This is a genomic window from Pantoea sp. PGP6 (assembly GCF_053474785.1).
In genome coordinates this window covers 1,792,992-1,807,433 of the sequence record NZ_JBQBMA010000001.1, presented here as the reverse complement: position 1 = coordinate 1,807,433, position 14,442 = coordinate 1,792,992, and the positions used below count along the sequence as shown (strand labels likewise).

Annotated in this window: 12 protein-coding genes; 2 read left to right on the top strand and 10 right to left on the bottom strand. The window is 58.2% G+C overall.

Translation table 11 applies throughout. From position 1 onward, the window contains the following. Positions 1 to 73 precede the first annotated feature (73 nt). Together ACLIBF_RS08435 and ACLIBF_RS08430 are read left to right on the top strand one after the other, a co-directional pair. Positions 74 to 1,000 (top strand): LysR family transcriptional regulator, encoded by a 927-nt coding sequence (locus ACLIBF_RS08435; protein WP_448309523.1) that lies wholly within the window; start codon positions 74 to 76, stop codon positions 998 to 1,000. A gap of 234 nt (positions 1,001 to 1,234) precedes the next feature. After that, positions 1,235 to 2,233 (top strand): aldo/keto reductase, encoded by a 999-nt coding sequence (locus tag ACLIBF_RS08430; protein WP_031376652.1) that lies wholly within the window; start codon positions 1,235 to 1,237, stop codon positions 2,231 to 2,233. Between the two features lie 17 nt (positions 2,234 to 2,250). On the opposite strand, the gene flhE is transcribed toward ACLIBF_RS08430, so the two are convergent. The 10 genes from flhE to ACLIBF_RS08380 all read right to left on the bottom strand — a co-directional run bounded on the left by flhE (position 2,251) and on the right by ACLIBF_RS08380 (position 14,381). Further along, positions 2,251 to 2,643, bottom strand: coding sequence for a flagellar protein FlhE (gene flhE, locus ACLIBF_RS08425; protein ID WP_279810400.1), 393 nt, complete (start codon positions 2,641 to 2,643; stop codon positions 2,251 to 2,253). After that, positions 2,643 to 4,739: a flagellar biosynthesis protein FlhA gene (flhA, locus tag ACLIBF_RS08420; protein ID WP_031376444.1), complete on the bottom strand. Its 2,097-nt coding sequence runs from the start codon at positions 4,737 to 4,739 to the stop codon at positions 2,643 to 2,645. The genes flhE and flhA overlap by 1 nt, the downstream gene beginning before the upstream one ends. Beyond that, on the bottom strand, positions 4,732 to 5,883 hold the full coding sequence (flhB, locus tag ACLIBF_RS08415; protein ID WP_031376443.1) for a flagellar biosynthesis protein FlhB: 1,152 nt from the start codon (positions 5,881 to 5,883) through the stop codon (positions 4,732 to 4,734). Before flhB ends, flhA begins: the two co-directional genes overlap by 8 nt. 194 nt (positions 5,884 to 6,077) lie before the next feature. Next, entirely contained in the window at positions 6,078 to 6,719 is a 642-nt protein-coding gene (gene cheZ / locus ACLIBF_RS08410; protein ID WP_031376442.1) for a protein phosphatase CheZ, read from the bottom strand. A 9-nt stretch (positions 6,720 to 6,728) separates the two neighbouring features. Next, entirely contained in the window at positions 6,729 to 7,118 is a 390-nt protein-coding gene (cheY, locus tag ACLIBF_RS08405) for a chemotaxis response regulator CheY (RefSeq protein WP_046288263.1), read from the bottom strand. 39 nt (positions 7,119 to 7,157) lie between these two features. After that, entirely contained in the window at positions 7,158 to 8,207 is a 1,050-nt protein-coding gene (locus tag ACLIBF_RS08400; RefSeq protein ID WP_031376440.1) for a protein-glutamate methylesterase/protein-glutamine glutaminase, read from the bottom strand. Continuing rightward, positions 8,207 to 9,076 (bottom strand): protein-glutamate O-methyltransferase CheR, encoded by an 870-nt coding sequence (gene cheR, locus ACLIBF_RS08395; protein ID WP_031376439.1) that lies wholly within the window; start codon positions 9,074 to 9,076, stop codon positions 8,207 to 8,209. The genes ACLIBF_RS08400 and cheR overlap by 1 nt, the downstream gene beginning before the upstream one ends. 83 nt (positions 9,077 to 9,159) lie before the next feature. Continuing rightward, the gene (locus tag ACLIBF_RS08390; RefSeq protein ID WP_089562018.1) at positions 9,160 to 10,836 is read right to left on the bottom strand and encodes a methyl-accepting chemotaxis protein; all 1,677 of its coding nucleotides are present in this window, start codon (positions 10,834 to 10,836) and stop codon (positions 9,160 to 9,162) included. A 106-nt stretch (positions 10,837 to 10,942) separates the two neighbouring features. Then, entirely contained in the window at positions 10,943 to 12,505 is a 1,563-nt protein-coding gene (locus tag ACLIBF_RS08385; protein ID WP_046288262.1) for a methyl-accepting chemotaxis protein, read from the bottom strand. A 205-nt stretch (positions 12,506 to 12,710) separates the two neighbouring features. Further along, positions 12,711 to 14,381 carry a methyl-accepting chemotaxis protein gene (locus tag ACLIBF_RS08380; RefSeq protein ID WP_069728595.1) on the bottom strand — a complete coding sequence of 557 codons (1,671 nt, stop codon included), beginning with the start codon at positions 14,379 to 14,381 and terminating at the stop codon, positions 12,711 to 12,713. Between the last annotated feature and the right edge of the window lie 61 nt (positions 14,382 to 14,442).

Below are 14,442 nucleotides of genomic sequence, written 5' to 3'. Positions count from 1 at the left end.
GCGCCGTGCGCCAGCCTGACAGCGTCCTTTCCCGGCGATTCAGGACGCTGCCGCCGATCGGCAGGATGACGCAATGAGTATGCCCGCGCACCTTATCAACACCCATCTCCCCAGCATTAAGCAACTGCAATGTTTCCTCGCGGTGGCCCATGAACTTAACTTTCGCCGGGCGGCAGAACGCCTGCGGATGACCCAGCCGCCATTAACCCGGCAGATCCAGTGTCTCGAAGCGGTGCTGGAACAGCAGTTATTTCACCGAACCACCCACGATGTCAGCCTGACCGATGCCGGACGTAACCTTATGGTGAAGGCTGACGCTATCCTCAGACAACTCAGCGAACTGAAAACCGAGGCCGCCATGACGCCGGGCCGTTTACGCATTGGCCTGACGCGGACGCTTAAATTCGACTTTATCGAGGCAGTCAGGGCTCAGCTCAGCCAACTGAAGATAGAGGATGAGATCGAAACGCCCGATCTAAGCTCGGCGCAACTTCTGCAGTGCCTGGCAAAAAACCGGCTGGATCTGATTATCACCGGCGAGAAAGGGCCGGATGCAGACCAGTCGGCAAACTATGGGTGGATCTGTCGCGAACCGCTGCGGGTGGCGCTGCCAGCGCTGCACCCGGCCAGCCTGCAATCACAGGTTGCGCTGGACGATCTGGCTGACCTGCCGCTGTTCTGGTTCCCGCGTAGTGCCAATCCGCTGTTTTACGATAAGTGTGAACGCTACTTTTCGCAGTTACGGGTCACGTTTAAACGGGTCAAAGAGCCTGACGATTCGCTGGTGATGCTGTCACACATCGCCCGAGGCAAAGGCTTCGCGTTGCTGCCCCAGTCAAAATGCACCTTCAATCAGCAAGGCCTCTGTTATCGGGAACTGACCGATTCTGCCGCCCAGCAGTTAAATATCGATCTGTATGCGGTAATCCGCGCGGATGAAACGCGCCAGGCCGTGCGGGACGCCCAGGCCTTATTGTGTCGCCCGCTGCAACCGGAATAAGTCATCGCTGGCTGCCATAAAGCATCACTGCGGCCGATAAACCTGGCCAGGCTGATGCCATTTCCCCTTCATTTTCAAACTATTACGCCACGTAAATCTGCCCTGCTACGCCATCAATCCCACCTGTCCCTAACGCTGTTGCCAGCTGACTGATACCTTTACTGAATAACCAAAATGCGAATTCATTAACGGAAAGCGCGGTGGAATAATCGGGTCAACTTATCAGGAGGCATGATGAAAACCCGAACTCTCACGCAGGATTTGAACGTCAGTGCAATTGGCTATGGTGCAATGGGACTGAGTGAATTTTATGGCAAGACCGACGACAGCAGCGCGCTGCAACTGCTTAATTCTCTCATCGATCTGGATATCAATTTTATCGACACCGCAGACCTGTATGGCCGCGGCCACAATGAGCAGCTAATCGGCGAGTTTCTTGCCCGGCTGGATACGCGCAGCCGGCAGCAGATAAAGGTCGCCACCAAATGCGGTATTGAGCGTGCTGCCGATCAGGCCTATGCCCGCGTCATCAATAATCAGCCCGATTACCTCATTCAGTGCTGCAACGCTTCGCTGAAAAGGCTGGGCGTCGAGCAGATCGATCTGTTTTACCTTCATCGCGTCAGCGAGTCCACGCCCATTGAGCACAGCATGGACTGTCTCAGCCAGCTGGTTAAGCAAGGGAAGATTCGACATGTCGGTCTGTGTGAAGTGTCAGCAGCCACCCTACAGCGAGCACATGCGGTTCATCCGGTCGCCGTGTTGCAGACAGAATATTCTTTATGGACCCGGGATATTGAAGCGGAGATCCTGCCGATGGTGAAAAAACTCGACATCGGACTGGTGCCCTACTCTCCGCTCGGCCGCGGTTTTCTGACCGGCAAATACCTTAACAACAGCGACTTTGCCGCAGACGACTTCCGTAAAAATAATGACCGCTTCCAGCAGGCCAGCCTCGATCATAACGCGCAGTTGCTGGAGGTTGTGCGGCCGCTAAGCCAGAAGTATCAATGTACGGTGGGTCAGATTGCGCTGGCGTGGCTGCTGGCGCAGTATCAAAGAATTGTGCCGATTCCTGGCACCAAACGGCTGGCTTATCTGACGGAAAATGCGCAGGCCAGTGAAGTGGTACTGGAGGCGGCTGATGTCGCGTTACTGAACCAGATTCATCAGCAGGTGGAGATTAAAGGCGGCAGGTATTCGGCCGAAGGGATGAAAGGCGTCAATGCCTGATACGCCTCATCCCGCCGCTACTGGTAATTCACCATCACTTCGCTGCTGACGACCCGCAAGCCCGGCGGCAGCGCGCCGCTGCCGGCAAAACCAAACACCATATGCAGCGTTTCATCGGCGCTGAGATGTGCCAGGCCACGAGTGGTGCCGCTGGCGCCTTCCAGCGTAGTACAGCGTTGCGCGCTGCACAGCCGCACTTCCAGCCCGGACGGGGCCGGTTTGCTCAGTTGATAACGCCAGTTAACCACGCTGATCTCGCCGCTAAGGTTAGCCGGTGCCGTCAGCGGCTGGCTGCGTTGCCAGCTGCCGCGGTTGGCCAGCAGCGGACCACTGGCGCTGGCCTGCCACGCACCACCGGCCGCCTGAGCCAGCAGCGGCAGCATTAATCCCAACGCCATCATCCAGCGCATTATTTGCCTCCGATGGTGGCGGTCATGCGAATCTGACGGTTGTCGCTCAGTTCGAGGTTAGACAGCACCACCAGCTGCGGCAGATTGCGACGCAGGAAGCGGGCCAGCAAGGCACGTAGCGGATGATTGACCAGCAGCACCGGCGGTGCGCCGAGCATTTCCTGACGCTGCAACGCCGCCTGCGCCTGGCTTAACAGCCGATCGGCCAGACCTGGCTCCAGTCCACCACCGCCCTGCAACGCCTGCAGCAGCAAGCGTTCCAGCGTGGCATCCAGTCCGATCACCTGCACTTCATCATTGCCGGGGAACCACTGCTGAGTAATGGCGCGACCCAGCGCCACGCGCACCACGCTGGTCAGCTCCTGCGGATCGCTCTGTACCGGCGCATGCTCGGCCAGAGTTTCGATGATGGTGCGCATATCGCGAATCGACACCCGCTCCACCAGCAGGTTTTGCAGCACCTTGTGCAGCGTGGTCAGGCTGATCACGCCCGGCACCAGATCTTCGGTCAGCTTCGGCATCTCCTGGGTCACGCGATCCAGCAATTGCTGCGCTTCCTGACGGCCAAACAGCTCGCTGGCGTATTGCCCAATCAGGTGATTCAGGTGCGTTGCCACCACGGTACTGGCTTCAACCACGGTAAAGCCCTGGATTTGCGCCTGTTCTTTGAGCGCGCTGTCAATCCAGACGGCCGCCAGCCCAAACGCCGGATCGACGGTTGCTTCACCCGGCAGACTGCCCGCTGCGGTACCCGGGTTAATCGCCATCCAACGGCCCGGGTAGGCATCACCGCTGCCGATTTCGACTCCTTTCATCAGAATACGGTAGCGCGCCGGCGGCAGTTCCATGTTGTCACGGATATGCACCACCGGCGGCAGGAAGCCGACATCCTGCGCCACCTTTTTACGGATACTGCGGATACGGCCCAGCAGCTCACCATTTTGCAGATGATCGACCATCGGAATCAGGCGGTAACCTACTTCCATCCCCAGCGTATCTTCCAGTTGCACATCGGTCCAGGAGGCTTCTGCGCTGGCCGGTGTTTCCGGGGTTTTGGTCAGGCTGCCCGGCGTCGCTTCCATCTTCTTGTTCGGCTGCATTTCCCGACCGCGCAGCCACCAGGCCAGGCCGAGTAAGGCAGCGGTAAACAGCAGGAAGACGAAGTTTGGCATGCCGGGTACCAGCCCGAGCAGGCCGATGACGCCGGCACTCAGCATCAGCACGCGCGGATCTTTGAACAGCTGGGTTACCATCTGCTCGCCCACGTCCTGATCGGTCGCTACACGCGTAACGATTACGCCCGCGGCGGTGGAGATCACCAGCGCCGGGATCTGCGCCACCAGACCATCACCGATGGTCAGCAGGGTATAGGTTTCCGCCGCGTGCCCCACGTCCATACCGTGCTGCACCACGCCGACCAGCAGGCCGCCGATGACGTTGATCACCATGATCATGATACCGGCGATGGCATCGCCGCGGACGAACTTACTGGCACCGTCCATTGAGCCGTAGAAGTCCGCTTCCTGGGTCACTTCTGAACGGCGACGTTTGGCTTCATCTTCGCCGATTAAACCGGCGTTAAGGTCGGCGTCGATCGCCATCTGCTTGCCGGGCATCCCGTCAAGCACAAAGCGCGCGCCCACTTCGGCGATACGGCCAGCACCCTTGGTGATAACCATAAAGTTGATGATGACCAGGATGATGAACACCACGATACCGATAGCGAAGTTGCCGCCGACCAGGAAGTGGCCAAAGGCCTCAACCACCTGACCTGCTGCTGCCGCGCCGGTATGCCCTTCCATCAGAATAATACGGGTCGAGGCGACGTTCAGCGCCAGACGCAGCAAGGTGGAGAACAGCAGAATGGTCGGGAATGCCGCAAACTCCAGGGTACGCTGGGTGAACATCGCCACCAGCAGCACCATGATCGACAGCGCAATGTTAAAGGTGAACAGCAGATCGAGGATGAACGGCGGTAACGGCAGCACCATCATCGACAGGATCATCAGGATCAGTACCGGACCCGCCAGCACCTGCCACTGCATATCTTTAAAGTTGCCCGGTAAACGTAGTTTTGCGGCCAGGTTATTAGCCATCGTTTTTGCTCTCTCCTGCAAAGTCCATCTCTGCCGGGACCGGCAGGTTTTTCGGTTTGGCTGGGATCAGGCCGCCTTCGCGCTTCCAGCGGCGCGACTGCCAGACCCAGGCCAGCACTTCCGCCACGGCCGCATAGAGCGCGCCCGGAATGTGCTGTCCAATTTCAGTGTGTCGGTATAGCGCACGCGCCAGCGGCGGTGCTTCCAGAACCGGAATGCGGTGTTCCGCACCCAGTTCACGAATTCTCAGGGCGATTTCGCCCGCGCCCTTGGCAATCACCTTCGGTGCGCTCATCTTCTTCTCGTTGTACTGCAGCGCCACTGAATAGTGCGTCGGGTTAGTGACGATCACGTCGGCTTTCGGCACGTCGGCCATCATCCGGCGGCGGGCCGCGGCGCGCATCTGCTGGCGGATACGCCCTTTAACGTGCGGGTCGCCCTCCTGCTGTTTGTGTTCGTCGCGGATTTCCTGACGCGACATGCGCAGTTTTTTGTAATAGCTGTAGAGCTGCCAGAAAACGTCGTAACCGACCATCGGCACCAGCCCCAGCATCACCAGGGTGCAGCAGATGGCAATCATATCCATGCCGTGCACCAGCGCGTTGATCGGAGATTCGCTGATCAACCGCAGCATCTCCGGCCAGTGGATCCAGATGTACCAGCAGGCAACACAGCCCACCAGCACGGTCTTGAGGATGCCTTTGAACAGCTCCGTCCAGGCCTGGGCGGCAAACATTCGCTTGAAACCGGCCAGCGGGCTGAGCTTGGTAAAATCGACTTTGATCGATTTGCCGCTGATCACAATACCGCCCAGCAGCATCGGCGCAGCAATCGCCACCAGCACCAGTCCGCCCATCAGCGGCAGCAGCGCCATTAACGCCTGGCCGATCAGGCTGCCGATATGGCTGATGATGATTTTATCGTCGGTCACCATGCCGTGATCGAAACGCAGACCGGTGGCCACCATGCCCGCCAGACGGTGCGCCATCATGGTGCCGCCCATCCACAGAATCATGATACCGGCCAGCAGCATCAGTAATGAGGTCAGTTCGCGCGAACGCGGGATCTGCCCATCTTCCCGCGCCTTTTCAAGTCGGTGCGCGGTGGGCGATTCTGTTTTGTCCTCGTCGCTTTCTTCAGCCACGACAAACCTCGGTTGGCAGGAATTCTGAGCATAGAATGCCAAAACTGGCTGGGGTTAAAGCGCAGATAAGACGGGAAAAACAGGCGTTCTTTGGCGGATGAGTTTAATAAAGCAGAGCGGGCCCACCGTCTGGTGGCCCGGTGAGAGAAAGGGACGGCAACGCAGCCCGCCAGCCCGCAGGCTGACGGTCGCGATTAAAACCCTAAGCTATCCAGCAGGTCATCAACCTGATCCTGGTTCGCTACCACGCCCGGTGCATCGGTGTGGATCTGCGGACCGTTCAGCAGGCTGGTGCCTTCCTGACGCTTCTCGGCACTGACTTCCGGCATGTTTTCCAGCAGCACCATTAACAGCTGGCGCTCAATTTCCTGGATAACATCCATCATGCGTTTGATCACCTGACCGGTCAGGTCCTGGAAATCCTGCGCCATCATGATTTCAAGCAACTGCTTGTTGGTAAAGGACGTATGATCCGGCACGGCAGCAAGGTATTCGCGAGTATCCGTCACCAACTCACGCGCATCGGCCAGTTCAATTGGGTTTTCAAACCATTGGTCCCAACGCCCTTTCAGCTGGGTTGCCCCGGCTTCCATCTTATCCTGATGCGGTTGTGCCGCTTCAACGCAGTTCAACGCACGGTCGGCGGCCTGCGCCGTCATCTGCACCACATAATCCAGACGATCGCGGGCATCGGGAATGGCTTCAGCCGCATCGGCAATGGCTTTATCCAGCCCCAGCTCACGCAGGCTATCGCGCAGCATACGCGTCAGAGAGCCGATGCGGGTAATGATGTCGTGTGCCGAGGCATCCTCAGTTGGTTTCGGAAGGTCGCTCATCACATCTCCTTACATGCCCAGTTTTTCGAAAATTTTGCCCAGTTTTTCTTCCAGCGTGGCGGCAGTAAATGGCTTCACTACGTATCCACTGGCGCCGGCCTGAGCGGCAGCAATAATGTTTTCTTTTTTCGCTTCCGCGGTCACCATCAATACCGGCAGGCTGCTCATCGCAGCATCGGCACGGATGGTTTGCAGCAGCTGCAGGCCATCCATGTTCGGCATGTTCCAGTCGGAAATGACGAAGTCAAAACCACCTGCTTTCAGCTTTGACAGCGCGTCCACGCCGTCTTCTGCTTCTTCTACGTTATTGAAGCCCAGCTCTTTCAGCAGGTTACGTACAATACGACGCATCGTATTGAAGTCGTCTACTACCAAAAAGCGCATGTTTTTATCAGCCATATCTACTCCTGTGTTATCTCGCCCGGCAGGACGGGCCTGTTAAATACGCAATGCCTGTCCGGCGCTAATTTTCGCCAGCATGTGCTGGCTGATGTTGCTTAAATCCACCACTTCGCTCACGCCGCCTGTGGCAATCGCCTCACGCGGCATGCCAAATACCACACAGCTGGCTTCGTTCTGGGCAATCGTCCAGGCGCCGGCCCGATGCATTTCCAGCATCCCGGCCGCGCCGTCGTTGCCCATGCCGGTGAGGATCACACCGACCGCATTTCGTCCGGCGTTGATCGCTACCGATTTGAACAGCACATCCACTGAAGGCTTATGCCGGTTAACCGGTGGCCCTTCATTCAGTTTCACCACATAGTTGGCCCCGCTACGGCCCAGCTCCATGTGCATGGCACCTGGCGCGATGTAAGCGTGTCCCGGCAGAATACGTTCACCGTCTTCCGCTTCTTTCACCGTGATCTGACACAGTTTGTTCAGACGCTCGGCGAAGGAGCGGGTAAAACCTGGCGGCATATGCTGGGTAATCAGCAGCGCCGGACTGGTGGCAGGCAGCGGCTGCAGCACATGGCGAATCGCCTCGGTGCCGCCGGTAGAGGAGCCAATCGCAATCAACTTCTCGCTGCTCAGCAGCGGACCCGCCTTCAGCGCGACCGGCACCGGCATCGCCGCCCGGTTGTGCAGTCGGGCGCGCGCCGCCGCACGAATTTTGTCGCCAATCATCTGGCTGTACGCCAGCATCCCTTCACGGATGCCGAGCTGCGGCTTGGTGACGAAGTCCACCGCCCCCAGCTCCAGCGCCCGCAGGGTAATTTCCGAGCCTTTGCCGGTCAGCGAAGAGACCATCACCACCGGCATCGGCCGTAAACGCATCAGTTTTTCGAGGAAGTCGAGGCCATCCATGCGCGGCATTTCCACATCCAGCGTCAGCACCTGCGGATTAAACTGCTTAATCAGATCGCGGGCGACTAACGGATCGGGCGCCGTAGCGACCATCTCCATATCCGGATGGCTATTGATGATTTCCGTCATCAGTTGCCGCATCAGCGCAGAGTCATCTACGCACATCACGGTGATTTTGCTCATCATCTTTCCTTCGTCAGTCCATAGACGGTTTGTCCGCGCAGCCAGAACTCTTTACTGATCTGACTGAAGTTCTCTGAGTGACCGGCAAACAGGATGCCGCCGGGCTTGAGCAGCGGAACAAACCGACGCAGAATTTTCTCCTGCGTCTCTTTATCGAAATAGATCATCACATTGCGGCAGAAAATGGCGTCGAACTGGCCCGGCAGCGCCCAGTCATTGGCCAGCAGATTGAGCTGGGCAAAGCTGACCATGCTGGCCAGTTCGGAACGCACCCGCACCATCCCGGCGTGAGGACCGGTGCCGCGCAGGAAGAAGCGTTGCAGCTGCGCCGGTGACAGCGTGCGCAATTCCTCCTGGCGATAGACGCCGGCCACCGCTTTCTCCAGCACCTGGGTATCGATATCGCTGGCGTGGACCTGGAACTTACCCGGTCCGGTACCCAGCGTTTCGGCCAGCGTCATGGCAATCGAGTAAGGCTCTTCACCGGTTGACGCGGCGGTACTCCAGACGCTGAAATTTCCCTGACGCTTACGGGCATGCTCCGCGAGGATTGGAAAGTGATGCGCCTCGCGGAAAAACGCCGTCAGGTTGGTGGTCAGGGCATTGATAAACGCCTGCCACTCTGCGCTGTTAGGATCGTGTTCCAGCAGCGCCAGGTAACGACCGAAATCATCGATATTCAGCGTACGCAGACGACGAACCAGACGGTTGTAAACCATCTCGCGCTTGTGATCGGCCAGCACGATACCGGCACGCTGATAGATCAGCTGGCTGATGCGACGGAAATGCGTATCCGAGAGCGGTAAGCGCTGCACCATTTGCGACAGCAGCGTTGTCGTCTCATTTTGCTCGAATGTCGATTTTTTCATTTCTGCACCTGGCCTGAACTAAAACACATTAATTTTCTGCTGCGATGCCCGACTGCCACAGGGTAGTCGGGCCTTCCAGGCGATTAAAAGGTTTCCCAGTTGTCGTCGCCGCGAGAGGCAGACTGACGGGCAACGGTTAACGGCGCATCCAGCTGGAGGCTTTTTGTCGCCGTTGTCTTGTTAACGGCCTGGGCGACAAATTCTTTACCAATATTGAACACTGAGACCGCTTGTTTTAAGTGGCTGGCCTGATCTTCCAGTGCCGCCGCCGCCGCAGCCGACTCTTCAACCAGTGAGGCGTTCTGTTGCGTAACCCGATCCATCTCGGTTACGGCCAGACCGACCTGATCGATCCCGCGGCTCTGCTCATCCGACGCCGAGGCGATTTCGCCCATGATGTCGGTAACGCGCGTCACCGCACTGACGATGTTGCTCATGGTGTCGCCGGCGCTCTCTACCAGCACCGAGCCGGTATTGACGCGGCTGACCGAATCTTCAATCAGACCTTTGATCTCTTTAGCGGCCTGCGCGCTGCGCTGTGCCAGGCTGCGCACCTCGCCCGCCACCACCGCAAAACCGCGACCCTGTTCACCGGCACGGGCAGCTTCCACCGCGGCGTTGAGCGCCAGGATGTTGGTCTGGAAGGCGATGCCGTCGATCACGCTGGTGATATCAGCAATCTTCTTCGAGCTACCGGCAATCTCTTTCATGGTGGTCACGACGCCATCCACCACTTTGCCACCCTGCTGGGCCGTTTCTGAGGCGTTGAGCGCCAGCTGCGACGCCTGACGGGCGTTTTCGGCGTTCTGCTTCACGGTTGCGGTCAGCTGCTCCATGCTGGCAGCGGTCTGCTCCAGCGAGGCGGCCTGCTGTTCGGTACGCGATGAGAGATCGTTATTGCCGATGGCGATTTCGCTGGCACCGGTATAAATGGCGTCAGACCCGTCGCGCACGGTACGCACGGTGCGCACCAGCTCCTGCTGCATGTACTGTAATGAGGTCAGCAACTCGCCGATTTCGTTACGCACTGAAAGATCAATCGGCTGAGTCAAATCGCCGCGCGCAATATGCTGGATATGCTCAATGCTCTGACGCAGAGGACGGATCAGTACGCTGCGCATTACGTTCCACACCAGGATAATCATCAGCAGAGTGACGGCCAGCGTCGCGATCACGATGGTGATTGAGCGGCTGTAGGCCTGTTCATTGGCCTGAACGCCCTGCTTCGACAGCACCAGGTTGTACTCCAGCCAGGCGTTGTAATCTTTCTGGAATTTGTCCTGATAACTCTGGGTCGGCTGATCGACAAAGCCCTTGAAGTTGCCGCTGTTGAAAAACACCATCAGCTCTGCCAGCGCGTCGTGGTACGCCTGGTAGTTGGCCTGCAGCGCCTTGACGTTATCGGCATTTTTGCCTTTTTCCGACAGGTTGGCATTGAACTGTTGATAGCCCAGTTCGGCCTGTTTCAGCTCCTCACCCGCCAGCGCCACCAGCTCTTTGACCGTGGCACCCGATCCCGACATCTGCGCATCCTGCAGGAAGCGAATACCGGCGCGGTTAAGGGTGTTACGCGCCTGAACCAGCGAAACCCATGAGGTGCCCATCGCCTGCTGCAGCGTGTTCAAACGCTGGTTATAAGCAAAATTTTCTTTATCTGAACTAACGGTTTTGAAAAACATTCCGCCGGAAAACAGCTGCAGCAGCGCAAACAGCGCCAGCACGCACAGCAGACCGGTCACAACACGTACACGACTAAACATACACACCTCATTGGTTGGCGATTCGCTTCTATTTATCGGCGCATCGGAGGGGAACTTTATGCACGGCGGCGGCTTTACCGCAGCCGCCGTGAGGAGAGGAGAGAAATTACGCGCGGGAGACTTTAAATACGGAGACGGCCTGGGTCAGCACGCTGGCCTGCTGCTCCAGTGCAGCAGCAGCAGCGGCGGATTGTTCAACCAGTGAGGCGTTCTGCTGGGTGACGCGATCCATCTCGGTAACCGCCTGGCCGACCTGCTCAATGCCACGGCTCTGCTCATCAGACGCCGAGGCGATCTCGCCCATGATGTCGGTCACGCGGGTTACCGCCCCGACGATATCGTTCATGGTGCTGCCGGCGCTTTCAACCTGCAATGAGCCGCTGTTGACGCGCGCCACCGAATCTTCGATCAACCCTTTGATCTCTTTAGCTGCCTGAGCACTGCGCTGCGCCAGGTTACGCACTTCACCGGCCACCACCGCAAAACCGCGACCCTGCTCACCGGCCCGGGCGGCTTCCACCGCGGCGTTGAGCGCCAGGATGTTGGTCTGGAAGGCGATGCCGTCAATCACGCTGATGATGTCGGCAATCTTCTTCGAACTGCCGGCGATCTCTTTCATGGTGCTGACCACGCCATCAACCACTTTGCCACCCTGCTGAGCGGTTTCTGACGCGGTCAGCGCCAGCTGTGACGCCTGACGTGCATTGTCTGCGTTCTGTTTCACCGTGGCGGTCAGCTGCTCCATGCTGGCGGCGGTCTGCTCCAGTGAGGCGGCCTGCTCTTCGGTACGGGCGGAGAGATCGTTATTGCCGGCGGCGATCTCACTGGCACCGGTAAAGATGGCGTCAGATCCGTCACGCACGTTGCTGACGGTCATCACCAGCGACTGCTGCATTTCCTGAATGCCGGCCGCCAGCTGGCTCATTTCATTGCGTCCTTCCACGACGATCGGCTGCGTCAAATCGCCAGAGGCGATCGCGCGGATCTGCGCCAGCAGCTGTTGCAGCGGCTGAATCAGCACCTGACGCAGGCCAAACCAGCAGGCGACGATCACCACCAGCACCGATACGGCAATTACGCCCAGCAGCCACATCATCTGGGTAAAGGCCTGCTGGTTCTGTTCGATTCCCTGCTCAGCCAGTGCGGTCTGACGGGCGCGCCACTCACCGTAGCTGCCCTGCATCGCTACCTGTTTCTGTTCAATATTCTGTTTGAACATCCCTTCCAGATCGCGCGCCTGCAGACTTTTAATCATCTCTTTCAGGCCGCTGTCGTAGCGGGCGTAATCAGCTTCCAGCCGGTCACGCAGCGACACCTCCATGCCTGCGGTGCCCGGCAGATTGTAATAAACCTGGAAGTGACGATCGGCTTCGGCTAACTGTGCGTTAGCTTTGTTCATCAGATCGTCGAGCTGACCGCCGTTCATCTGTGAAGCCATGCTGGTTTGCAGTCGCAGCATGGCGCGGTTCAGCGTGGTCCGGCTGTTGTTCAACGAAATATAGGCGTCGGTCATCGCCGTGACGTTACGATTGGCGACTTGCGACAGGGCAAACGCCGCTTTGTCGGTGTTCAGCGCTGACCAGAACAGGCTGCCGGACAGCAGCTGGAGCGCGCCAAAGATCACCAGTACCGCGATCAGACTGGTCACCACTTTTATTCTTTTTAACATCTTGTTCCCCTGCAGGTTGATTAAGGTGCAGCGGCTATATCGGCGGCCAGTCGCGATGTGTTAACGCTTTTCGCCGCTTTTCAGCGACAATCGGCTTTTGTAATTAATAATATCGCGGCAGGACGGTGGGTTTGGCTTTAGTCAGGCTGGCGGGAGAAAAAGCGCAGGTGCGCGCCCCGGCTATGCAGACGGGGCGCGCGATCGATCAGAAGGTTTCCCAGTGGGTATCGCTGACCGGTGCGGTCAACGCTTTACGCGGTGCCAGCGCCGTCGCTGGTGCGGCAATCGGCAGATGTTTAGTCAACGCCTGGCCCACGGCTGCACGCTTAATCTTAAACACCGCAACCGACTGGCTGAGGCGACTGGCCTGATCTTCCAGTGAGGCCGCGGCAGCAGCGGACTCTTCCACCAGCGAGGCGTTCTGCTGAGTCACGCGATCCATTTCGGTAACCGCCTGGCCGACCTGGTCGATACCGCGACTCTGCTCATCCGACGCCGAGGCAATCTCACCCATGATGTCGGTTACGCGGGTCACCGCATTGACGATATCGCTCATGGTTTCACCGGCGGTGCCGACCAGCTGAGAACCGGTGTTCACCCGGTTAACCGAATCTTCAATCAGCCCTTTAATCTCTTTGGCTGCCTGCGCGCTGCGCTGGGCCAGATTACGCACTTCACCGGCCACCACCGCAAAACCACGACCCTGTTCACCGGCGCGAGCGGCTTCCACCGCGGCGTTGAGCGCCAGGATGTTGGTCTGGAAGGCGATGCCGTCAATCACGCTGGTGATATCGGCAATCTTTTTCGAGCTGCCGGCGATGTCGCGCATGGTTTTCACCACGCCATCGACCACATTGCCGCCTTTCTGCGCCGTTTCTGAGGCGCTTAACGCCAGCTGCGACGCCTGACGCGCGTTCTCGGCGTTCTGTTTCACCGTGGCGGTCAGCTGTTCCATGCTGGCAGCGGTCTGCTCCAGCGAAGCCGCCTGCTGTTCAGTACGGGCCGAGAGGTCATTGTTACCGGCAGAAATTTCGCTGGCTCCGGTGAAAATGGCATCTGAACCTTCACGCACGTTGCTCACGGTGCGCACCAGCGACTGCTGCATATCGTGCAGGCTGGCCGCCAGCTGGGTCATCTCATTACGGCCTTCAACCGCGATCGGCTGGGTCAGGTCGCCCTGAGCGATGTGCTGAATATGAGTAATGTTGGTGTTCAGCGGAGTAATTAATACCTTACGCAGACCGAACCAGCACAGCACGATCACTGCTGCCACCACCGCCATGATGGTACCCAGTATCCACAGCATCCGGCTGTAGGCAGAACTGTTCTCGTCAACACCGATGGTGGTCAGGCGGTTCTGATCGGTACGCCAGTCGGTATACAGCTTCAGAAACGCACTCTGGCTGGGCGCCACCGGGGCTTTGCCGGCCGCTACCAGATCGTCAGACTGCAACGCGACCTGCAGCGCATTCAGCGCATCGGCGTAGGCGCTGTAGCGCTGATCCAGCTGCTCGTTAAGCTGCAGATTTTGTCCCGGCGTATCGGGCGTCTCTTTGAACACTTTGTAAAAACCGGCCGCCGCCTGCTGAAAGCCTTTGCTGTCGTCAAACAGGCCGGCTACGTCCGCCGGTTTCCCTTCCAGTTTACTGGTGGCGAAACGCAGCTGAATGCGGGTCAGTAACACCCGGCTCTGGTTAAGACTCATATAGGCATCATTGAGCGCCTGGGTGTTCTGCATCGCCAGCTGCGAAACGGCAAAACTTTGCTTGTCGTGGCTGAGGGCGGAATAAAAAACGGAGCCGGAAAAGGCCTGTAACAGCCCAAACATCAGCAATACCAGCAGCAAACTGGTAACTACGCGGATTTTCGTTAACATGATTAACCCTGAAAAATGTAAGTGATAAAGCAGCAAGATGATTATCGGCAGGCGATAGCGG